At 70.6% G+C, this 19,375-nt stretch carries 23 protein-coding genes; 16 read left to right on the top strand and 7 right to left on the bottom strand.

All coding sequences use genetic code 11. The features are described from left to right. Nucleotides 1-37: 37 nt before the first annotated feature. The 5 genes from AB0L21_RS10490 to AB0L21_RS10470 all read left to right on the top strand — a co-directional run bounded on the left by AB0L21_RS10490 (nt 38) and on the right by AB0L21_RS10470 (nt 4,974). Nucleotides 38-403, top strand: coding sequence for a YraN family protein (locus AB0L21_RS10490; protein ID WP_030649037.1), 366 nt, complete (start codon nt 38-40; stop codon nt 401-403). Further along, nucleotides 404-2,029 carry a YifB family Mg chelatase-like AAA ATPase gene (locus tag AB0L21_RS10485; protein WP_365702937.1) on the top strand — a complete coding sequence of 542 codons (1,626 nt, stop codon included), beginning with the start codon at nt 404-406 and terminating at the stop codon, nt 2,027-2,029. Then, the gene (dprA, locus tag AB0L21_RS10480; protein WP_365783371.1) at nt 2,026-3,186 is read left to right on the top strand and encodes a DNA-processing protein DprA; all 1,161 of its coding nucleotides are present in this window, start codon (nt 2,026-2,028) and stop codon (nt 3,184-3,186) included. Before AB0L21_RS10485 ends, dprA begins: the two co-directional genes overlap by 4 nt. Before the next feature lie 323 nt (nt 3,187-3,509). After that, entirely contained in the window at nt 3,510-4,352 is an 843-nt protein-coding gene (gene whiG / locus AB0L21_RS10475) for an RNA polymerase sigma factor WhiG (protein WP_030649029.1), read from the top strand. Nucleotides 4,353-4,416: 64 nt separating this feature from the next. Beyond that, a complete protein-coding gene (locus AB0L21_RS10470) occupies nt 4,417-4,974 on the top strand; it encodes a helix-turn-helix domain-containing protein (protein WP_365703115.1) in 558 nt (185 codons plus the stop codon). Between the two features lie 90 nt (nt 4,975-5,064). Here AB0L21_RS10470 and AB0L21_RS10465 read toward each other — a convergent pair whose 3' ends face one another. Continuing rightward, on the bottom strand, nt 5,065-5,565 hold the full coding sequence (locus AB0L21_RS10465) for a M23 family metallopeptidase (RefSeq protein WP_365783509.1): 501 nt from the start codon (nt 5,563-5,565) through the stop codon (nt 5,065-5,067). Between the two features lie 343 nt (nt 5,566-5,908). Here AB0L21_RS10465 and rpsB point away from each other — a divergent pair, with 343 nt between their 5' ends. The 7 genes from rpsB (at nt 5,909) to AB0L21_RS10430 (ending at nt 12,499) form a co-directional block, all read left to right on the top strand. Continuing rightward, entirely contained in the window at nt 5,909-6,826 is a 918-nt protein-coding gene (gene rpsB / locus AB0L21_RS10460) for a 30S ribosomal protein S2 (protein WP_365783369.1), read from the top strand. A gap of 151 nt (nt 6,827-6,977) precedes the next feature. Next, a complete protein-coding gene (gene tsf / locus AB0L21_RS10455) occupies nt 6,978-7,814 on the top strand; it encodes a translation elongation factor Ts (protein ID WP_030649019.1) in 837 nt (278 codons plus the stop codon). 214 nt (nt 7,815-8,028) lie between these two features. After that, nucleotides 8,029-8,787 carry a UMP kinase gene (gene pyrH / locus AB0L21_RS10450; protein ID WP_014675284.1) on the top strand — a complete coding sequence of 253 codons (759 nt, stop codon included), beginning with the start codon at nt 8,029-8,031 and terminating at the stop codon, nt 8,785-8,787. Between the two features lie 176 nt (nt 8,788-8,963). Continuing rightward, nucleotides 8,964-9,521: a ribosome recycling factor gene (gene frr, locus AB0L21_RS10445; protein ID WP_365702930.1), complete on the top strand. Its 558-nt coding sequence runs from the start codon at nt 8,964-8,966 to the stop codon at nt 9,519-9,521. Continuing rightward, entirely contained in the window at nt 9,521-10,666 is a 1,146-nt protein-coding gene (locus AB0L21_RS10440) for a phosphatidate cytidylyltransferase (RefSeq protein WP_365702928.1), read from the top strand. Before frr ends, AB0L21_RS10440 begins: the two co-directional genes overlap by 1 nt. 248 nt (nt 10,667-10,914) lie before the next feature. Then, nucleotides 10,915-12,270: a cytochrome P450 gene (locus tag AB0L21_RS10435; protein ID WP_365702925.1), complete on the top strand. Its 1,356-nt coding sequence runs from the start codon at nt 10,915-10,917 to the stop codon at nt 12,268-12,270. Between the two features lie 40 nt (nt 12,271-12,310). Beyond that, nucleotides 12,311-12,499, top strand: a complete 189-nt coding sequence (locus AB0L21_RS10430) for a hypothetical protein (RefSeq protein ID WP_365783367.1) — start codon at nt 12,311-12,313, stop codon at nt 12,497-12,499. Nucleotides 12,500-13,479: 980 nt separating this feature from the next. Here AB0L21_RS10430 and AB0L21_RS10425 read toward each other — a convergent pair. From AB0L21_RS10425 to AB0L21_RS10400, 6 genes are all read right to left on the bottom strand, one after another. Beyond that, nucleotides 13,480-13,638 carry a hypothetical protein gene (locus AB0L21_RS10425; RefSeq protein WP_107066016.1) on the bottom strand — a complete coding sequence of 53 codons (159 nt, stop codon included), beginning with the start codon at nt 13,636-13,638 and terminating at the stop codon, nt 13,480-13,482. A gap of 11 nt (nt 13,639-13,649) precedes the next feature. Continuing rightward, on the bottom strand, nt 13,650-13,841 hold the full coding sequence (locus AB0L21_RS10420) for a mobile element transfer protein (RefSeq protein ID WP_365783365.1): 192 nt from the start codon (nt 13,839-13,841) through the stop codon (nt 13,650-13,652). Between the two features lie 22 nt (nt 13,842-13,863). Next, nucleotides 13,864-14,535: a DUF2637 domain-containing protein gene (locus tag AB0L21_RS10415; protein ID WP_365783362.1), complete on the bottom strand. Its 672-nt coding sequence runs from the start codon at nt 14,533-14,535 to the stop codon at nt 13,864-13,866. After that, a complete protein-coding gene (locus tag AB0L21_RS10410; RefSeq protein WP_365783360.1) occupies nt 14,532-14,804 on the bottom strand; it encodes a hypothetical protein in 273 nt (90 codons plus the stop codon). Before AB0L21_RS10410 ends, AB0L21_RS10415 begins: the two co-directional genes overlap by 4 nt. An 84-nt stretch (nt 14,805-14,888) precedes the next feature. Continuing rightward, entirely contained in the window at nt 14,889-16,244 is a 1,356-nt protein-coding gene (locus AB0L21_RS10405; RefSeq protein WP_365783358.1) for an FtsK/SpoIIIE domain-containing protein, read from the bottom strand. Between the two features lie 2 nt (nt 16,245-16,246). After that, nucleotides 16,247-16,603, bottom strand: coding sequence for a hypothetical protein (locus tag AB0L21_RS10400; RefSeq protein WP_356861109.1), 357 nt, complete (start codon nt 16,601-16,603; stop codon nt 16,247-16,249). A gap of 146 nt (nt 16,604-16,749) precedes the next feature. Here AB0L21_RS10400 and AB0L21_RS10395 point away from each other — a divergent pair, with 146 nt between their 5' ends. The 4 genes from AB0L21_RS10395 to AB0L21_RS10380 all read left to right on the top strand — a co-directional run bounded on the left by AB0L21_RS10395 (nt 16,750) and on the right by AB0L21_RS10380 (nt 19,076). Next, the gene (locus AB0L21_RS10395; RefSeq protein WP_365783356.1) at nt 16,750-17,118 is read left to right on the top strand and encodes a winged helix-turn-helix domain-containing protein; all 369 of its coding nucleotides are present in this window, start codon (nt 16,750-16,752) and stop codon (nt 17,116-17,118) included. Nucleotides 17,119-17,352: 234 nt separating this feature from the next. Next, nucleotides 17,353-18,435 (top strand): helix-turn-helix domain-containing protein, encoded by a 1,083-nt coding sequence (locus AB0L21_RS10390; RefSeq protein WP_365783354.1) that lies wholly within the window; start codon nt 17,353-17,355, stop codon nt 18,433-18,435. Continuing rightward, nucleotides 18,407-18,571 carry a hypothetical protein gene (locus AB0L21_RS10385; protein ID WP_360091247.1) on the top strand — a complete coding sequence of 55 codons (165 nt, stop codon included), beginning with the start codon at nt 18,407-18,409 and terminating at the stop codon, nt 18,569-18,571. Before AB0L21_RS10390 ends, AB0L21_RS10385 begins: the two co-directional genes overlap by 29 nt. A 19-nt stretch (nt 18,572-18,590) precedes the next feature. Further along, the gene (locus tag AB0L21_RS10380; protein WP_365783352.1) at nt 18,591-19,076 is read left to right on the top strand and encodes an NUDIX hydrolase; all 486 of its coding nucleotides are present in this window, start codon (nt 18,591-18,593) and stop codon (nt 19,074-19,076) included. Nucleotides 19,077-19,375: the final 299 nt, after the last annotated feature.

The raw sequence follows: 19,375 nt of genomic DNA, 5'->3' as shown, positions 1-19,375 counted from the left end.
CGGATGCGTGACCGTTGGCGCCGGAGGTGGTGCCGACATGAGCAAGGCACGCAACGGACTCGGCAAGTACGGCGAGGACCTGGCCGCCCGGCGGCTGGCCGAACAGGGAATGACGATCCTGGAGCGCAACTGGCGCTCCGGCAGGTCCGGCGAGATCGACATCGTGGCCCGGGACGGCGACGCCCTGGTCGTCTGCGAGGTGAAGACCCGCAGGGGCGGCGGCTACGAACACCCGATGGCCGCGGTGACCCCCGAGAAGGCGGCCCGGCTCCGCACCCTCGCCGAGCACTGGATCCAGGCCCACGGAGGAGCCCCACCGGGCGGCGTCCGCATCGACCTGGTCGGCGTCCTGCTGCCCCGCCGGGGCGCACCGTCCGTCGAGCACGCGCGGGGGGTGGCCTGAATGGCATTCGCCCGTACGTGCTCGGTCGCCCTGGTCGGCGTCGAAGGCGTGGTCGTCGAGGTCCAGGCCGACCTCGAACCAGGAGTCGCGGCCTTCACCCTGGTCGGCCTCCCGGACAAGAGCCTGACGGAGAGCCGCGACCGGGTGCGGGCGGCGGTGGTGAACTCGGGCGGCGAATGGCCGCAGAAGAAGCTCACCGTCGGACTCAGCCCGGCCTCCGTCCCCAAGGCCGGCTCGGGGTTCGACCTGGCCGTCGCCTGCGCGGTGCTCGGTGCCGCCGAACGGATCGATCCCCGGGTCCTCGCCGACATCGTCATGATCGGAGAGCTGGGGCTAGACGGCCGGGTGCGCCCGGTCCGGGGCATCCTGCCGGCCGTCCTCGCGGCGGCCGACGCCGGGTACGAGCAGGTGGTCGTGCCCGAGTGCGCCGCCGCCGAGGCCTCGCTGGTCCCCGGTGTGTCCGTGCTGGGCGTCCGCAGCCTGCGGCAGCTCATCGCGGTCCTGACCGACGAGCCCGTCCCCGACGAGACACCGGACGAGCAGGGCCGGCCCGATCCCCTCCTGGCAGGACTGCGCGTCCCGGGCACGGGCGCCGCCACCGGCATGCACAGCATCGGCGCCGCGCACCACGACCACGATCACGACCTGGCCGATGTCGTCGGGCAGATCTCCGCCCGCACGGCCGTGGAGGTGGCCGCGGCCGGCGGACACCACCTGTTCCTGGAGGGACCGCCCGGCGCGGGCAAGACCATGCTCGCCGAGCGCCTGCCCGCCGTGCTTCCCCGGCTCATCCGGGAAGAGTCACTGGAGGTCACGGCCGTGCACTCGGTCGCCGGGCTGCTGCCCCCGGGCAAGCCGCTCATCGACGTCGCCCCCTACTGCGCCCCGCACCACTCGGCGACGATGCAGTCACTCGTCGGCGGCGGCCCGGGCGTCGCCCGGCCCGGCGCGGTGTCCCTCGCCCATCGCGGCGTGCTGTTCCTGGACGAGGCGCCCGAGTTCCACAGCCAGACCCTGGACGCCCTGCGCCAGCCACTGGAGTCGGGACACGTCGTCATCGCGCGCAGCGCCGGTGTGGTCCGGTTCCCGGCGCGGTTCCTGATGGTTCTGGCGGCCAACCCCTGTCCCTGCGGGCGCTTCTCGCTCCGCGACTCGCTGTGCGAGTGCCCGCCCTCGGCGATCCGCCGCTACCAGTCCCGGCTGTCCGGCCCGCTGCTGGACCGGGTGGATCTGCGCGTCGAGGTCGACCCGGTCACCCGGGCCCAGCTCACCGAGCCCGGCGCCCGCGGAGAGTCCACGGCGACCGTGGCCGACCGGGTACGGCAGGCCCGGGAGCGGGCGGCAGCCCGCCTGGCCGGCACCCCCTGGCGCACCAACAGCGAAGTGCCCGGCCGCGAACTGCGCAGCCGGTACCACGCCGCCGCCGGGGCCATGGACGACGCCGAACGCAACCTGGAACGGGGCGTGCTCACCGCCCGCGGGATCGACCGCGTCCTGCGCGTCGCCTGGACGGTCGCCGACCTCGTCGGACACGACCGCCCCGACGCCACCGACGTCGCCCTGGCCCTGCAACTGCGCACCGGTGTCCCCCGCGGGGTACCGATGGCCATCGGAGCGCTGACATGACCGCAGCGGAGGATCCCGGCGCCGAACTGCTCGGGCGGGTGTTTCTCGGGCGGGTTGTCGAGGCGGGGGATGAGGTCGGTGGGCGGTGGGTGCGGGAGTTCGGGGTGGGGGAGGTGGTGCGGCGGCTGCGGTGCGGCGGGGACGCGTTGCCGGGGGTGAGCGGGACCCGGTGGGCGGGGCTCGTCGCGCGGGCCCGGCGGGCCGAGCCCGAGCGGGATCTGGAGGCGGCCCGGGCCGCCGGGGCGCGGTTCGTCTGTCCGGGGGACGCCGAGTGGCCCCGACAGCTCGACGACCTCGGGGACGCGCGGCCCCTCGGGCTGTGGGTGCGGGGCCGGGCGGACCTGCGGATGTGGGCGCTGCGGTCCGTGGCGGTGGTCGGCGCCCGCGCCTGCACCGAGTACGGCGCCCAAGCCGCGGCCACCCTCGCATCCGGTCTCGCCGAGCGCGGCTGGGTCGTCGTCTCGGGCGGGGCGTACGGCATCGACGGCGCCGCCCACCGCGGCGCCCTCGCCACCCACGGCGCCACCATCGCCGTCCTGGCCTGTGGCGTCGACCAGCCCTACCCCCGCGGCCACGCCGCGCTGATCACCCGTATCGCGGAACAGGGACTGGTGGTGGGCGAGCTGCCGCCGGGCGATCATCCGACACCCAGCCGGTTCATCCTCCGCAACCGCGTCATCGCAGCACTGACCAGGGGCACCGTCGTGGTGGAGGCGGCCTGCCGCAGCGGCTCGCTGGCCACCGCGCGGGCCGCGCAGCGCCTGGGCCGGTTCACCATGGGCGTCCCCGGCCCGGTGACCAGCGCCCTCTCCGTCGGCGTGCACGAACTGCTGCGCGCAGAGGCCACCCTGGTCACCGATGCCACGGAGGTCATCGAACTCGTGGGCGACATGGGTGAACTGGCGCCGGCCCGCCGGGGCCCCGTCCTCCCGCGTGACCTGCTGCAACCGGCCGCCCGAACCGTGCTCGCCGCCCTCCCCGGCAACCGAGCGGCCCCCGCCGACGAGATCGCGCTCGGCGCGCGCACCACGCGGGAGGAGGCGATCGCGAGACTGTACGAACTCCGAGCACTTGGTTACGTCGAACGACACGGCGATGGCTGGAAGTTGACACGCCAGGCGATGATCTCGGTCCGGAACGGTCACCGTCCGTGCTGACCGACGGCGTTCGGCCGTCCGGGGGAACCCCCGACACCCTTGGGGTTTCCCGGAGTTGGCGCCTCCGGCCGGTCACGCAGAGCGAGCCCCGCCGTGGGGTCACCCGACCGGCGCGAGCGCCCCGCGCACGGGTGGCGCAGCCCTGTTCGCGCACCGCGACTCCTCAGTCACGCTACGCTCACGAAGGCGGTGGCGCAGATCGCGCCAACCCCACATCAGACCGTCAGCTCACCCAGGCAGCCCCACTTCACCCCAGGAACCTCACCCTCACCCACTCCACAGCACTTCACGGCACTTCACGGCAGAACGGCACAAGGCGACGAATGCCCCAGCACACCTCCGGGTCCGACCGGGCGGCGATCCCCCCAGCCGCCCGCGACGGTGGCAGCGTGCGACCGCCCGCTCCCTCGACACTCGACGAGCTGTGGCGGTCGTACAAGGCGACGGGGGACGACCGGCTGCGGGAGCAGCTGATCCTGCACTACTCGCCGCTGGTCAAGTACGTGGCCGGCCGGGTCAGCGTCGGGCTGCCGCCCAATGTGGAGCAGGCCGACTTCGTCTCCTCGGGAGTGTTCGGGCTGATCGACGCGATCGAGAAGTTCGACATCGACCGGGAGATCAAGTTCGAGACGTACGCGATCACCCGGATCCGCGGCGCGATGATCGACGAGCTGCGGGCGCTGGACTGGATCCCCCGCTCGGTCCGGCAGAAGGCGCGGAACGTCGAGCGCGCCTACGCCACCCTGGAGGCGCGGCTGCGGCGGACGCCGACGGAGGGTGAGGTCGCCGCCGAGCTGGGCATGGAGGTCGACGAACTGCACGCCGTGTTCAGTCAGTTGTCGCTGGCCAACGTCGTCGCCCTGGAGGAGCTGCTGCACGTCGGGGGCGAGGGCGGGGACCGGCTCAGCCTGATGGACACGCTGGAGGACACGGCCGCCGACAATCCGGTGGAGGTGGCCGAGGACCGGGAGCTGCGGCGGTTCCTGGCGCGGGCGATCAACACGCTGCCCGAGCGGGAGAAGACCGTCGTCACCCTGTACTACTACGAGGGACTCACCCTCGCCGAGATCGGCAACGTGCTCGGAGTGACCGAGAGCCGGGTCAGCCAGATCCACACCAAGTCGGTACTCCAGCTGCGGGCCAAGCTGGCGAGCTTCGGGCGCTGACTGCTCCCTTCCGGGATGGCGTGTCCGTAAAGTGGTCGGCGTGCCAAGGATTCGAGCGGCCTCCGTGGCCGAACACCGGTCGATGCAGCGAGCCGCCCTGCTGGACGCGGCTCGGTCCCTGCTGTCCGAGGGCGGGACGGAGGCGCTGACCTTTCCCGCGCTGGCCGAGCGGACGGGGCTGGCGCGGTCGTCCGTGTACGAGTACTTCCGGTCCCGGGCCGCGGTGGTCGAGGAGCTGTGCGAGGTCGACTTCCCGGTGTGGGCGGCGGAGGTCGCGGCGGCGATGGAACGGGCCGGGACGGCCGAGGGCAAGGTCGAGGCGTATGTGCGGCAGCAGCTGGCGCTGGTGGGGGACCGGCGGCACCGGGCGGTCGTCGCCATCTCCGCCAGTGAGCTGGATGCCGGGGCCCGGGAGAAGATCCGGGCCGCCCATGGGGGGCTGGTCGCGATGATCGTCGAGGCGCTGGAGGAGCTGGGGCACGGGCAGCCGCGGTTGGCCGCGATGTTGCTGCAGGGGGTCGTGGACGCGGCGGTACGGCGTATCGAGCTGGGCGCGGCTGAGGATCCCACGGTGGTGACGGACGCGGCCGTGGCGATGGCGCTGCGCGGTGTGAGGGGCTGAGCCCCTCCGTCGTCGCCGGGGAGCCGGGGAGCCGGGGAGCGCCCCGAAGGGGCGCGGGGAACCGCGCGACCAGCCCCCACGCACCCGCAGTCAGGACACAACCGGCAGCAACCTCGACGGCCCCCCGCCCAGCAGCCACGGTGGCAGCACGGACAGCGGGTTCACGTACGCGTCACCCCGCAGCAGACCCCAGTGCACGCACGTCCGTGTCCCGCAGTGGGACCCCGTCGGCTCCACCACCCCGACCACCGCCCCCGCAGCCACCTCCTCCCCCTTCCGGACCGAAGCCCGCACCGGCTCGTACGTCGTCCGCAGATCCGTCCCCCGCAGCTCCACCGAGACCACGCCCCTGCCCGCCACCCGCCCCGCGAACAGCACCCGGCCCGGTGCGATCGCCCGTACGGGCGCCCCGGCCGACGCTCCCAGGTCCACTCCCCGGTGACCGGGGCCGTACACCGTCGCCGGCGGCTCCCAGCCGCGCAGGACCGGCGGGCGGACACCGACCGGCCAGGCGCGGGCCACGGGCGCCACGGGGGCCGTCGGAGAGGGCGGCGGCACCACGGGAGGCGTGTCCGCCCAGGCCAGAGGCATGAGCAGGACCGCCGCCCACCCCAGCAGCAGCGCCGGCCACAGCGGCGCACATCGCATCGTTCGTCGCATGCCGACACCGTCCCGCACACCCGCCGATCATGGCCTGACCCTGTGGACCACTCGCCGGTTGTGGACAGCTGCGTCACCCGGTGCCCCGCCGGTCCCGTACACTTCTTCTGGCGATCCGGGTCACCGGGTCGACTTCGCACGCCCCGGTACGGCAGCCGGCAACGGTTCGTACCAAGCGCCCCTCGGTCCCTCGTGGCACGGCGCATCGCGGGCGTCAGGCGCGTCCGCCGTCCGGCGGGCGCGGCACAACCGAGAACACCAAGGAGAAACGGCCATGGCCGTCGTCACGATGCGGGAGCTGCTGGAGAGCGGCGTCCACTTCGGTCACCAGACCCGTCGCTGGAACCCGAAGATGAAGCGCTTCATCTTCACCGAGCGCAACGGCATCTACATCATCGACCTGCTCCAGTCGCTGTCGTACATCGACCGCGCCTACGAGTTCGTCAAGGAGACCGTCGCCCACGGCGGCACGGTCATGTTCGTCGGCACGAAGAAGCAGGCGCAGGAGGCCATCGCCGAGCAGGCCACCCGCGTCGGCATGCCCTACGTCAACCAGCGCTGGCTGGGCGGCATGCTCACCAACTTCTCGACCGTCTACAAGCGTCTGCAGCGCCTCAAGGAGCTCGAGCAGATCGACTTCGAGGACGTCGCCGCGTCCGGTCTGACCAAGAAGGAGCTTCTCGTGCTCTCGCGCGAGAAGGCCAAGCTGGAGAAGACCCTCGGTGGTATCCGCGAGATGCAGAAGGTGCCCAGCGCCGTCTGGATCGTGGACACCAAGAAGGAGCACATCGCCGTTGGTGAGGCCCGGAAGCTGAACATCCCGGTCGTCGCGATCCTCGACACCAACTGCGACCCCGACGAGGTCGACTACAAGATCCCGGGCAACGACGACGCGATCCGCTCCGTCACCCTGCTCACCCGCGTGATCGCCGACGCCGTCGCCGAGGGCCTCATCGCCCGCTCCGGCGTCGCCACCGGCGACAAGGGCGAGAAGGCCGCGGGCGAGCCGCTCGCCGAGTGGGAGCGCGACCTGCTCGAGGGTGAGAAGAAGGACGAGGCTCCGGCCGCCGAGGCCGAGAAGCCGGCCGAGGCCGCTGCCGAGGCCCCGGCCGCGGAGGCTCCGGTTGCCGAGGCTCCGGCCGCCGAGGCTCCGGCCGCCGAGGCTCCGGCCGCCGAGGCCGAGCAGGCCTGACGCCGGTCCGTCAGCGTTCGACGGCGGGGGCGGGACATGACTCCGCCCCCGCTGTTCACCCGTAGGTCGGCACGACGTACGCGGTCCGCGACTACATGTGGGTCGCGACCGTGCGGATCTAAACCAGACTTCGAGAAAGACTCACAGACTCATGGCGAACTACACCGCCGCCGACGTCAAGAAGCTCCGTGAGCTGACCGGCGCCGGCATGATGGACTGCAAGAAGGCGCTGGACGAGGCCGAGGGCAACGTCGAGAAGGCCGTCGAGGCGCTGCGCATCAAGGGCCAGAAGGGCGTCGCCAAGCGCGAGGGCCGCTCCGCCGAGAACGGCGCCGTGGTCTCCATCATCGCCGACGACAACTCCTCCGGTGTCCTGGTCGAGCTGAAGTGCGAGACGGACTTCGTCGCCAAGGGCGAGAAGTTCCAGGCCGTGGCCAACGCCATCGCCGAGCACGTCGCCAAGACGAACCCGGCCGACCTCCAGGCCCTGCTGGCCTCCGAGATCGAGCCCGGCAAGACCGTCCAGGCGTTCGTGGACGAGGCCAACGCCAACCTCGGCGAGAAGATCGTCCTGGACCGCTTCGCGCAGTTCTCCGACGGCTACGTCACCGCCTACATGCACCGCACCATGCCCGACCTGCCCCCGCAGATCGGTGTCCTGGTCGAGCTGGACAAGCCGAACGCCGAGGTCGCCAAGGGCGTCGCCCAGCACATCGCCGCCTTCGCGCCGAAGTACCTCTCCAAGGAGGACGTGCCGGCCGACGTCGTCGAGTCCGAGCGCCGCATCGCCGAGGAGACCACCCGCGCCGAGGGCAAGCCCGAGGCCGCGATCGGCAAGATCGTCGAGGGTCGTCTCAACGGCTTCTTCAAGGACGCCACGCTGCTCGGCCAGCCGTACGCGCTCGACAACAAGAAGTCGGTCCAGAAGGTGCTGGACGAGGCCGGTGTCACCCTGAAGCGCTTCTCGCGCATCAAGGTCGGCATCTGAGTCCGTACCGCGATCGACGCGCGACCCCGGAGAAATCCACGAGGAAATCTCGATAGGGTCGACCGCAGTCGTCCGCGCACACCGCCACACCCCGGCGTGGGGCGGACGGCAGCAGATCTGACGAGGAGGCCATTGCCGCGCATGGGAGCGAAAAGCAACCCCATCGGCAATGGCCTTCTTCGTATGTGCAACACGTGAAAGAGTTGGGATCCCCATGACCACCAAGGCCCAGAAGAGCGACGACGGCAAAGTACGCGGCCGGTTTCTGCTGAAGCTGTCCGGAGAGGCCTTCTCCGGTGGCGGGGGCCTGGGCGTCGACCCGGACGTGGTGCACAAGATCGCCCGCGAGATCGCAGCCGTCGTGCGCGACGGCGCCCAGATCGCGGTCGTCATCGGCGGCGGCAACTTCTTCCGCGGCGCCGAACTCCAGCAGCGCGGCATGGACCGCGCCCGCTCCGACTACATGGGCATGCTCGGCACCGTGATGAACTGCCTGGCCCTCCAGGACTTCCTGGAGAAGGAGGGCATCCAGTCCCGCGTGCAGACCGCCATCACCATGGGCCAGGTCGCCGAGCCGTACATCCCGCTGCGCGCCGTGCGCCACCTGGAGAAGGGCCGCGTGGTCATCTTCGGCGCCGGTATGGGCATGCCGTACTTCTCCACCGACACCACCGCCGCCCAGCGCGCCCTGGAGATCGACGCCGAGGCGCTGCTCATGGGCAAGAACGGCGTGGACGGGGTCTACGACTCCGACCCCAAGACCAACCCCGACGCCGTCAAGTTCGACGCCCTCGGCTACGGCGAGGTCATCACCCGCGACCTCAAGGTCGCCGACGCCACCGCCATCACGCTGTGCCGCGACAACAAGCTCCCGATCCTCGTCTTCGAGCTTCTCGCGGAGGGCAATATCGCCCGCGCCGTCAAGGGTGAGAAGATCGGCACGCTGGTGGGTGACCAGGGCAGCCGGGACTGACCCGGGATAAACCCGGCCGGTGATGTGCGGCCCTGTGAGGGGGCCGGACCCTGGCCGGGGGATGGACAATGTCCTGCCGGTCGGGAACCGTGCAGGAAGAAGACGCGACGCAGCCGGCCGCCGACCGACTTCAGGAACCGCAGCCGGGCCTTACTCAAGACACGCAGGAGCAAGTGGTGATCGAAGAGACCCTCCTCGAAGCCGAGGAGAAGATGGAGAAGGCCGTCGTGGTCGCCAAGGAGGACTTCGCCGCGATCCGCACCGGCCGTGCGCACCCGGCGATGTTCAACAAGATCGTGGCCGACTACTACGGTGCCCCGACGCCGATCAACCAGCTGGCCTCGTTCTCCGTGCCGGAGCCGCGCATGGCGGTCGTGACCCCGTTCGACAAGAGCGCGCTGCGCAACATCGAGCAGGCCATCCGCGACTCCGACCTGGGCGTCAACCCCAGCAACGACGGCAACATCATCCGCGTGGTGTTCCCCGAGCTGACCGAGGAGCGCCGCCGCGAGTACATCAAGGTCGCCAAGAGCAAGGGTGAGGACGCGAAGGTCTCCATCCGCTCCGTGCGCCGCAAGGCCAAGGACGCCATCGACAAGCTCGTCAAGGACGGCGAGATCGGTGAGGACGAGGGCCGCCGTGCCGAGAAGGAACTCGACGACCTGACGGCGAAGTACGTCGCCCAGGTGGACGAGCTCCTCAAGCACAAGGAAGCGGAGCTGCTCGAAGTCTGATGAGCGACTCTTCCTGGGGGGCGCCGCCATCGGCGGGCCGGGCCGGGTACTGGGAGCCCACCGGGGGTGGGCCCGCCCAGCCCGTCCCGGGGGCCGGCCCGGCGGGTCCCGCATACGATGCGCCTGAGGCGCAGCAGACTCGCCCCATGCCCATCGTGCCGGACGCCCCCGCGTATGGCGGAGGAGACCAGGACGACGACCGGGGGGCCGCTCGGCTGAGCGGTCCCTTGTTCCGAGACGAGACGTTCCAGGCCCGGGAACTCCCGGCCGAGACCCAGAACCCGGAGCCCATGCCCGACGTCCCGCAGCCGGCGCCAGCGCCGCAGAAGAAGAGCGCGGGCCGTGACCTGAGCGCGGCCATAGGCGTCGGCGTCGGGCTCGGTGTGGTGATCGTCGCCTCCCTGTTCATCGTCAAGGCCGTGTTCGTGGGCGTGATCGCGGTCGCCGTCGTGGTCGGCCTGTGGGAGCTGACCAGCAGGCTCCAGGAGCGCAAGGGCATCAAGGCGCCGCTGGTGCCGCTCGCGGTCGGCGGCGCGGCGATGGTCGTCGCCGGCTATGTGCGCGGGGCCGAGGGCGCGTGGGTCGCCATGGCGCTGACGGCGCTTGCCGCGCTGGTCTGGCGGATGACGGAGCCACCGGAGAACTACCTCAGGGACGTCACCGCCGGCCTCTTCGCCGCGTTCTACGTGCCGTTCCTGGCCACGTTCGTCGCGATGATGCTCACCGCCGACGACGGTCCCTGGCGGGTGCTCACCTTCCTGATCCTGACGGTCGTCAGCGACACCGGCGCCTACGCGATCGGCTGGCGCTTCGGCAAGCACAAGCTCGCGCCGCGCATCAGCCCCGGCAAGACCCGCGAGGGACTGCTGGGCGCGGTGCTGTTCGCGATGGTCGCCGGCGCGCTGTGCATGCGGTTCCTGATCGACGACGGCAGCTGGTGGCAGGGCCTGCTGCTGGGCCTCGCGGTCGCGGCCAGCGCCACGCTGGGCGACCTCGGCGAATCCATGATCAAGCGGGACCTGGGCATCAAGGACATGGGCACCTTGCTTCCCGGCCACGGCGGCATCATGGACCGGCTCGACTCGCTGCTGCCCACGGCGCCGGTGGTGTGGCTGCTGATGGTGATCTTCGTCGGCTCCACGTGAGCGGCCGGTCTCCCTGAACGGTACGGCTCTTCGGCCCCCGTCCTGAAACAGGGCGGGGGCCGACGTCGTACCCGGACATCCCCGCCGCGCCCGGTTGCTGTAGCGGGGGTGGGTGGTCGGTGTCGTGCTTGGGCGCCCTGGCACCCGGTTGCCGCAACAGGAATCGGCGGCCGGCGGCGACGCGCGGCAGACTCCCTCAGAGGACGGCCGTTCCACCGCCGCCCGGCGACGCAGCAGGGAGTGAGCCGATGCCCGTCGACCCCACGCCCACGTCGGCAGACCCGGCGCCCACCTCGGCCGACCGGGTCCCGGGCGCTGCCGACCCAGCGCCCTTCTCCGTCCCCACCTCCGCCGACCGGGCCCGCGCTTTCAGCGGCGCCGACCCAGCCCCCGCCCCCACCCCACCACCCCCGCCCGTCCGGTTCTGGCCCGTCGAGGATCTGCCCGCGCTCGCTCCCGATCCGTTCCTGGACGTGTTGTCGCGGGAGGAGCCGGTCGCTCGGATCAAGCTGCCGTACGGGGAGGGGTGCGCGTGGCTGGTCACGCGGTATGAGGACGTCCGGTTCGTCACCTCCGACCCGCGTTTCTCCCGGGAACGGGTCGTCGGCCGCGCCGTCACCACCATGCGCCCGGTGCCGGTGGCCTCGCAGACGGCGGGCCTGCAGTACATCGATCCGCCCCGGCACACCCGGTTGCGCCGGGTCGTCGCCCGCGCGTTCACCGGGCAGAGCATGCGGCGGCTGCGACCGCTCGCGGAGCGCAGGGCCGCCGGCCTCCTCGACGGGATGGAACACGCCGGTGCCCCGGCCGACCTCGTGGAACACCTGCACGGCCCCTTCCCGATAGCCGTGCTCCGCGACTTCCTCGGCGTGGAGGAGAAGGACTGGCACCGCTGGGCGGCGACGGGCGAGGCCCTGCTGTCCGCGGGCGCCGAGTCGGAGGAGCGGGCCAAGGAGGCGGCCCGGACCACCCGGGCCCGGATCACCGAACTGCTCCAGAGGCGCCGAGAGGACCCCCGCGACGATCTGGCCGGCGTGCTGGCGCGGGCCGCCGCGGCCGGCGAGATCACCGACGACGAGGCGATCTCTCTCGCCATCGCCGTCCAGGTCAGCGGCGGCCACGCGGTTCGCAACAACAGCGGCTCGATGATGTACGCGCTGCTCACCCGCCCCGGACACCTGGACCGGCTGCGCCGCGAACCGGAGCTGCTGCCCCGCGCTGTGGAGGAACTGTTCCGCTACGTCCCGCACCGCAACGGCGTCGGCATCCCCCGCGTCGCCACGGAGGACGTGGAGGTCGGCGGCCGGCTGATCCGCGCCGGTGACGTCGTCTACAACGCCTATCTCGCCGCCAACCGCGATCCCGGGGTCTTCCCCGACCCGGACGCCCTGGACTTCGACCGCGACAACCTCGCCCACGTGGCCTTCGGACACGGCCCGCACCACTGCCTGGCCGCCGTCATGGCCCGCATGGAGGCCGAGGTCATGATCGGCGCCGTACTCGCCCGGTTCCCCGGCCTCCGTCTGGCCGTGCCACCCGAAAAGGTCGAGTTCCAACGGCAGGGTCTGATCCGCGGGCCGAGGACTCTGCCCGTGACGTGGTGACCCGTTGCATGGCACAGTACGCAGGAAAACAGGGGGGAACATGATCTTTCTACTGCTCGGCGTCCTGGCCCTCGTCATCGGCGGCTGCGTGTGCGTGGTGTGGGCGGAGCGCGGCGGCCCGCGCTGGGTCCGGGTCGTCGCTGCCCTCACGCGCGGCGCGGGCGAGCTGGTGAGCAGCGCCCAGAAGAGCCGGAGCCGGGGCGGCAGCTGGGACACCGACGACGACTAGGAACGGCCGCGTCACGGACTCGGCGGGCCACCCGTTTGGATCTGCGACACTGGTAAGGCCATGCCTAAGCCCGGAGAACTGGCAGTGAGCGGACGTGACTTGGCTTCTGACCAGCAGATTTCTCGCCGGGCGGGTTGCAGGGTTAGGCGGCCGGGCCGTCCCTGGGCCGTCGTACCACCCGCAGGGCCGACTCGGGGCGTACGGCCAGCCATGAGCCCGACGCAGAGAGCAGGTTGAGGCAAACCGCGAAACTGCCTCGCGATGAGCAGCAATCGGCCATATCTTCGGCGCGTGAGCTTTTCGCCCAGGGAAGACCCGATCGTTCGGTCGATGCTTGTGCTCCTAGAGAGCATGAAGCGTTACGAGGCCGTGATCACTGCGGACTCAAAGGCTTGGGAAGTTGCGTCAGGCAGCTCTCTGGCCACTGATGACGCCAAGACCCACCCATACTGCCTGTCGCATCTGGCGTGGCAGGCGCTCGGGGTTGGCGTCGATCACTTGCAGTGTCTACGGTCGACATTGGTAGGTGATCAGCATCAAGCGATTGATCAGCGATCCGTTTCTGTCGTACTCCACATCTACGCTCAAGCGACCCTTCTGCGAGCAGCGCTTGAGAATGCCTGTCGCGCAGTGTGGCTTCTTTCCCCGTCGAACCGCTTGTTGCGCATTCAGCGAAGACTGTCCTTGCAAGCTGACAGCAACGTTCACTCCGATCGGATGCATCAACTATTGGGTCTCACGCCACCCAGGACGCCCGAAGTTCGGCAACGGGAAATCACCGACCTGGCAGTCGCAGCCGGCACCTCCCCGAGTGATGTCAAGAAGGCGCTGAAGTTCGTGGGGTTCAAGAACGTCGTGAAGGATGCAGGAGTGAGCTTGGACCTCGGTGGTCGGCTCGATGACGGCGGGCGGGGAGACGAGTCCGGTCGGGGTGGGCATGGTGGGGATCTTCGGGCGGAGCATGGGCGGTTCTCCCTTCGCTACTTGGTGAGGGCGGTGTCGATGGCGGGGGCGAGGACGCTGTCGGCGAGGAGGTAGCCGCCGAGGAGGAGGACGGCGACGAGCCACCAGGGCGGGCGGAGGAACTTGACGCCGAGGTAGCCGACGACGGCCAGGGCGAACCAGAGCGGGACCTGCATGACGGTGTCTCCTAGCGGACGCGGCAGCGGTGGGTGCGGGCGGCGAGCTGGGCGGCGGTCTGGCTGGAGTAGTCGGCGGACCAGCCGCAGCGGTCGGCGGTGCACACGGCGGCGTACTTGGTCCGGCCGTTGCGGTCGCGGTGGGTGCCGATCTGCACGGGGCCGATCCGTGTCACGGAGTGGAAGTTGTCGCGGGCGGGCATGGCGGCTGGTTCTCCTTCCGGGTCAGGCGAGCTGGGCGGCGATGGCGTCGGCGAGGTGGGGCGGCACGCCGAGGCGGGCGCGCAGGGTGTCGGTGTCGATGGGGGCGCCGGTGCGGTCGCGGTAGTCGGCGGCGACCTTGCGGGCGTGGTCGATGAGAACGGCGGGAACCGCTGGCGCCGGGTCGGCGGGCGGAAGCGCCGCCGGTTCCTCCACCGGGGCCGGGGCGGACTCCGGGTCCGGGGCGGGTTCGGGGGCCGGTTTGCGGCCGTCCGCGATCTCGGGGTCCGGGGCCGGGGCGGGTGCCGGCGGTTCGGTCGTCGGTTGCTTGGCGGAGTGGGCGAGAAGGGTGCCGCCGAGGAAGGCCAGGGCGGGCCATCCGGCGATGCCGAGGCGGAGCAGGGCGGGCGGGTCGGTCAGGTCGAGGAATCCGGCGGTGGCGACGTTGGCGCCCAGCGAGGCGAACAGGGCGATGAGGAACCAGCACCAGGCCAGGCGGGAGGGGCCCTCGCTGCGGAGCCGTCGCCAGGCGGCGACCAGGAGCAGGTCGACGGAGACGGGGTAGGCCCAGGCCTTCCAGCCGTCCTGTCCGGCAGCGGCGGCCAGGTCGTGCAGGTGGGCGAAGGACAGGGCCCCGGCAATCACGGCTTGCACGAGGACGGCGTCCGGTCGGAGCGGGCGGGTGGACGTCCTCATGACCGGCTCCGAGGGCTCCGGCCCAGGGCGCGAGCCACGGCGTCGCGGTCAGCGGAGGTGTAGGCGGTGCGGACCCCGGAGATCGACAGCCCGGCCGCCTCAGCCAGCGACGCCAGCGTGTAGGGACGGGGGCCGGTGAACTCCCGACCGTAGGCCAGGTAGACGCGGATCTGCTGGTCCAGCTGATCACGTGCCTCCCTCAGGGCAGCGAGCTGACCGAGGAAGTCATCGGGGAGGAGGTCATCCAGCACGGTCAGTGACTGGGGCATGAGAGGGCCTCTCCTTCTTCAGGCATGGCAGGGGTAGGGACCTGGCGCGAAGGACGATCGCGCCGACCGTGGAGGCGGGGGAAGTCAGGCCGTGGCGGGAGCGGTCTTGGACAGCGGCACTGCGGTTGCAGCGGTGGCGGTCAACTCGGGCCGGAAGGGGGCCAGCTCGGGCAGGTCCGGGGTGCGGTCGGCATGCCGGTTGCAGGTGTTGGCGGCCTGCCGGAGCGAGGTGTGCGGGGCGCGGATACGGTGCCAGCCCCCGGTGGAGTCCCCGGCGATGGCAAGGCCGCGCAGTTCGGCAGGGATCTGGATGGCGGCGAGGACGGCGTCCGGGGAGATGTCGCCGAAGGCCATGTTGGCGCTGGTCTCGTCATTGACGCGGTGGGCGGTTCGGCCGGTGAGCTGGGCGCGGAGCATGGTGATGCCCTTGCCGAGTTCGGAGCCGAAGCGCTGGCCGCAGATTTCCAGGTAGATGCCGGCCGCACGGCCGAGCTGGGCGAGGCGGACCAGGGCGGTGATGATGCGGTCGCGCCGCTTCTCTTCGTCCTTGCTGGCGAACAGGGCGAGTTCGGCGACCTCATCGACCAGGACCACGACCGGCACCGGCCGTAGATGGTCGGGCAGGTCCCAGATGTCGGCGGCTATCTCGGCGTCCGGCACCGCGGCGGTGATGCGCTGTTCGGCGCGGATAAGCTGGTATATCCCTTCCATGCGGGACACGAGCGCGTCCAGCAACTCGGCTGCGGTGTCGGGGTTGTCGGCAAGGGCGGAGAACCGGCGGGCCAGCGGGAACAGTTCAACCCCCTGCTTGCAGTCGATGCCGACCAGGGCGACGTCCATCGGGGCGAGCCCGGCAACCAGGTTGCGCTGGTAGACGGACTTGCCCGACTCGGTGGCGCCGAGGGTGAGGGCGTGCGGGACGGCGCGGTAGTCGCGGTAGTGCACCGAGCCGTCCTCGCGCAGGGCGACCGGGACCCGCATCGGCCGGGTGTCGACCTTGGCGGGCATCTGCACCCGCTTGAGGACGTCGTAGCCGGTCATCCGCACCTCCACGACACCCGAGCGCAGCTCACGCGAGGTGACGCCGTACATCGAGAAGGAGTGCCGAAGCCGGTCCGAGGCGGCGGCGACGTCGAAGGCGTCCTGGCCGGGGCGCAGTCCCAGCCGCAGGACCAGGCCGGTCCGGGTCGGGCGTAAGCGCAGGATGCGCGGTGAGCGGGACTCGGGGACCGGCCGGTTGGTCATCCGGGCTAAGGCCAGTCGCCAGCGTGAGGGCGGGACGGTCAGCCCGCAGGCGTCCATGACGGAGGCGTAGCGGATCAGGACCCGCAGGCTTGCCAGGGTGACGCCGAAGGTCATCCAGTACCAGGCGGGGCGCCGCCACCGCAGGAGACCCGCAGCGGCGACGATCAGCACCAGAGCGACCGTGAACGCGGCCATGATCAGGCCGCCTTGGAGTTCGCGGCAGCGGCGACGAGGGACGTGACCGCGACGGCGCGGAAGGCGATGCCGTGCCGCTTCTGGCCGTTGAAGTCGTTCTCCCACGGCCGGGCGATCAGGCCCGTGAGCGCGACCGGGGTGCCCATGGTCAGCTCACCGGAGATGCCCGGCTCGGGGACGGTGATGGAAAGGATCTCCACCTCGTCGTTGGCCGCGAACATCACGTCGACGGTCATCAGCTTCGCGCCGGTCTCGACGTCGGTGGCGATCTCGCCGGTACGGCGGTCCTTCACCTTGGGCTGCGGGGGCTTGGCAACCATCACGGTCGCGGCGGAGGTGTCCACGGGGATCTGACGCATGAGCGCACTCCTCAAGGTAGAACTTGACGTACTTAGTACGTCGACCTGTCACGAGAGTGCACCTGACGCACTTAGTACGTCAAGTGCTTCTCGACGGGTGTCGGTTGGATGTGCTGCACTTAGTGCGACAAGCACTGAGAGGGGCTATGGCCGAGTTCACCGGGCGGGCGAAGTACCTGGAGATCGCCGACGACTTCAAGAGGCGCATCCGGCAGGGAGAGCTGGAACCCGGCACCAAGCTGCCGTCCGAGACCGAGCTGATGAACGAGCATGACGTCTCGCGGACCGTGGCCCGCCAGGCGATCTCCCGGCTGCGTGAAGACGGCTACGCGATCTCCCACCAGGGCAAGGGCAGCTTCGTCACCCTTCCCGAGGAGCCCCGCCAGACGAAGCACAGCCCGGAGTTCGAGGAGATCGCCGGTTATCTGTCCGACGTACGGCGCGAGGTGCGTCGGCTCGCGGAGCGGATGGATCAGCTTGAGCAGCTGGTGCGTAAGCAGCCGCAAGACGGCTGACCAGCTCGTTGGCACGGTGTGCGATGACGTTCACCTCCTCGGCCAGCTCCTTCACTTCTCGGGTCAGCTCCACCACTTCGGCCGGCGTCAGCGGCATCGTGGCTCCTTCGTCGCTTGTTCGGCCTGGCGACCTCTCGGGGTAGCTACGACGCTAGGGGCGAGGCGGCGCAGTACCCCGGAAAATTCCTCCGGGGTCCCATAGGGAGATGGGAAGACGCTCTAGCCATGCGCGGAATGACGACGAACCTGACGATCGGTGAACGAGTCGCTTGGTACCGCCGAAGGCGGGGGATCTCCCAAGAGGTCCTGGCCGGACTCGTGGGCCGCACGGTGGACTGGCTGAGCAAGGCGGAGAACAACCGGATCGAGCTGGACCGGCTCTCGGTCATCAAGTCGCTCGCCGACGCCCTGGACGTGACGCTCGGCGACCTGCTGGCCGAACCCACTCTCCTGGAGTGGACGCCCGACAGCGGCACCCGCACGGTGCCGGCACTCCGCTCAGCCCTCATGAACTACCGCCAGCTGACACCGCTGCTGGGCGTCGCCACCGAAGGCGAACCGACATCGCTCGACGAGCTGAGCCGCAACGTCGCAGAGGTCTGGGACGCCTACCAGGAATCGCGCTACGGCTTCGCGACCCGGCGCCTGCCGCTGCTGCTGGCCGACGCACTCATCGCCGCCCAGTCGTACCAGGGCCGGGAGCGAGAGCGGGCACACGAGCTGACAGCCATGACGTACCAGGGCGCGGCCATGGTGCTCACCAAGCTTGGTGAGACCGACCTGGCGTGGATCGCAGCCGACCGCGGATTGGCAGCAGCGCAGCAGTCCGGCAACCCGGTCGTCACCGGTTCTCTCTTCCGTTCTGTCGCGCACTGCCTGCTGTCCAACGGCCGGTTCGACGCAGCCGTGCAGCTGGTCGGGGACGCGGGCGAATACCTCCGTCCAGGTCTCCAGGAACCGACGCCCGAGCTCTTGTCCATCTACGGAACCCTGTTTCTGGCGGGGTCCATGGCCTCAGCCCGTGCGGACGACCGGGAAACGACGCGCACCTTCCTGGACGAGGCGAAACGGGCAGCCGACCGACTCGGCACCGACGCCAATCACGTCTGGACCGCCTTCGGGCATCCCGACGAACGTCGCCATTCACCGAGTAGCAACGGCGGCCGAGCTGGGCGACATGCAGGTCGCGGTCGACCTCGGCCCGCAGATCGACACGACAGGACTGCCGACGGAACGCCGTACGCGGCACAACCTCGAAGTAGCCCGGGCCCTCAGCGCCTACAACCGAATGGACGACGCACTCGCGAAGGTCCTTGAAGCAGAGAGCTGGGCGCCGGAACAGGTGCGAAGCCACTACCTGGCGCGGGAGCTGGTGCTCACCTGGGTGCGAGGGCAGCGCGGCCGGCCGAGCCGGAACCTGGCGGACCTGGCCGACAGGCTGCGCGTGGTCTGAGCTGGGTACCCTCGGCTGCATGGCGCCGAATGCACACGAAGCGAAGATGGCGCGCCCGCGCATGGCAGCGGGTGCGCTCTTCTTTGATGCCGCCGGGCGGGTCCTCATGGTGGAGCCCTCCTACAAGGACTACTGGGAGATCCCCGGCGGGTACGTCGAGACCGGCGAGTCCCCGCTGCACGCCGCCATCCGCGAGGTCCAGGAGGAGCTGGGGATCACCCCGCCCATCGGACGCCTGCTCGCTGTCGACTGGGCCCCCAACGAGGCCGAGGGCGACAAGGTGCTGTACCTCTTCGACGGCGGCCAACTCAGCCAGGGCCAGTTGGCGAGCATCAAGCTCCAGCCGGACGAGCTGAAGAGCTTTGCCTTCGTCTCTGCAGACCAGCTGCCCGAGCAGACGATCCCACGACTGGCCCGACGCATCCGGGCGGCTGTCGAGGCCAGGGCCAGCTCTACTCCGGTGTACCTGGAACATGGTGAAGAGCCGAAGAGCCGGGCTGCGTGATCGATTCTTCGATGCCAGATCAGTAGCGCGGTAAGACTTTCTCTACATCATCAAGGCCCGCGCACGGCGCGGGCGCGCGCCGCCTCTGCGGCGCGGCCTGCCTCCTGTCTTCGCCCCGGCTGGCCGCGCCCGGCGGCGCGCTGCGTGCATGCGGGCTGAGGTAGGAAACCCCTCTGTGGCTGGGGCGGTCGGCTCCACGGCTTTAGAGGTCGTTCTCTTTCCGAACCTCGTGTGCGGATTCCGCTGGTCAGACATGGGATTGCGGCTGTCGCGGAAGCCTCGACTCGTTGCTGATCGAG

The organism is Streptomyces sp. NPDC052721, from assembly GCF_040678315.1.
In the GTDB taxonomy this organism is placed as follows: Bacteria; Actinomycetota; Actinomycetes; order Streptomycetales; family Streptomycetaceae; genus Streptomyces.
This window is presented reverse-complemented; position numbering and strand designations above follow the sequence as displayed.

Excerpts from the sequence above, each read along its gene's own strand:
- AB0L21_RS10405 (WP_365783358.1), bottom strand. The coding sequence starts at position 16,244 with ATGGCCGCGTTCACGGTCGCTCTGGTGCTGATCGTCGCCGCTGCGGGT.
- rpsB (WP_365783369.1), top strand. The coding sequence starts at position 5,909 with ATGGCCGTCGTCACGATGCGGGAGCTGCTGGAGAGCGGCGTCCACTTC.
- AB0L21_RS10425 (WP_107066016.1), bottom strand. The coding sequence starts at position 13,638 with ATGCAGGTCCCGCTCTGGTTCGCCCTGGCCGTCGTCGGCTACCTCGGC.
- AB0L21_RS10485 (WP_365702937.1), top strand. The coding sequence starts at position 404 with ATGGCATTCGCCCGTACGTGCTCGGTCGCCCTGGTCGGCGTCGAAGGC.
- AB0L21_RS10380 (WP_365783352.1), top strand. The coding sequence starts at position 18,591 with ATGGCGCCGAATGCACACGAAGCGAAGATGGCGCGCCCGCGCATGGCA.
- AB0L21_RS10385 (WP_360091247.1), top strand. The coding sequence starts at position 18,407 with ATGGACGACGCACTCGCGAAGGTCCTTGAAGCAGAGAGCTGGGCGCCG.
- pyrH (WP_014675284.1), top strand. The coding sequence starts at position 8,029 with ATGACCACCAAGGCCCAGAAGAGCGACGACGGCAAAGTACGCGGCCGG.
- AB0L21_RS10465 (WP_365783509.1), bottom strand. The coding sequence starts at position 5,565 with ATGCCTCTGGCCTGGGCGGACACGCCTCCCGTGGTGCCGCCGCCCTCT.
- dprA (WP_365783371.1), top strand. The coding sequence starts at position 2,026 with ATGACCGCAGCGGAGGATCCCGGCGCCGAACTGCTCGGGCGGGTGTTT.
- AB0L21_RS10395 (WP_365783356.1), top strand. The coding sequence starts at position 16,750 with ATGGCCGAGTTCACCGGGCGGGCGAAGTACCTGGAGATCGCCGACGAC.
- AB0L21_RS10415 (WP_365783362.1), bottom strand. The coding sequence starts at position 14,535 with ATGAGGACGTCCACCCGCCCGCTCCGACCGGACGCCGTCCTCGTGCAA.
- AB0L21_RS10390 (WP_365783354.1), top strand. The coding sequence starts at position 17,353 with ATGACGACGAACCTGACGATCGGTGAACGAGTCGCTTGGTACCGCCGA.
- whiG (WP_030649029.1), top strand. The coding sequence starts at position 3,510 with ATGCCCCAGCACACCTCCGGGTCCGACCGGGCGGCGATCCCCCCAGCC.
- AB0L21_RS10430 (WP_365783367.1), top strand. The coding sequence starts at position 12,311 with ATGATCTTTCTACTGCTCGGCGTCCTGGCCCTCGTCATCGGCGGCTGC.
- AB0L21_RS10490 (WP_030649037.1), top strand. The coding sequence starts at position 38 with ATGAGCAAGGCACGCAACGGACTCGGCAAGTACGGCGAGGACCTGGCC.
- AB0L21_RS10440 (WP_365702928.1), top strand. The coding sequence starts at position 9,521 with ATGAGCGACTCTTCCTGGGGGGCGCCGCCATCGGCGGGCCGGGCCGGG.
- AB0L21_RS10435 (WP_365702925.1), top strand. The coding sequence starts at position 10,915 with ATGCCCGTCGACCCCACGCCCACGTCGGCAGACCCGGCGCCCACCTCG.
- AB0L21_RS10400 (WP_356861109.1), bottom strand. The coding sequence starts at position 16,603 with ATGCGTCAGATCCCCGTGGACACCTCCGCCGCGACCGTGATGGTTGCC.
- AB0L21_RS10420 (WP_365783365.1), bottom strand. The coding sequence starts at position 13,841 with ATGCCCGCCCGCGACAACTTCCACTCCGTGACACGGATCGGCCCCGTG.
- AB0L21_RS10410 (WP_365783360.1), bottom strand. The coding sequence starts at position 14,804 with ATGCCCCAGTCACTGACCGTGCTGGATGACCTCCTCCCCGATGACTTC.
- tsf (WP_030649019.1), top strand. The coding sequence starts at position 6,978 with ATGGCGAACTACACCGCCGCCGACGTCAAGAAGCTCCGTGAGCTGACC.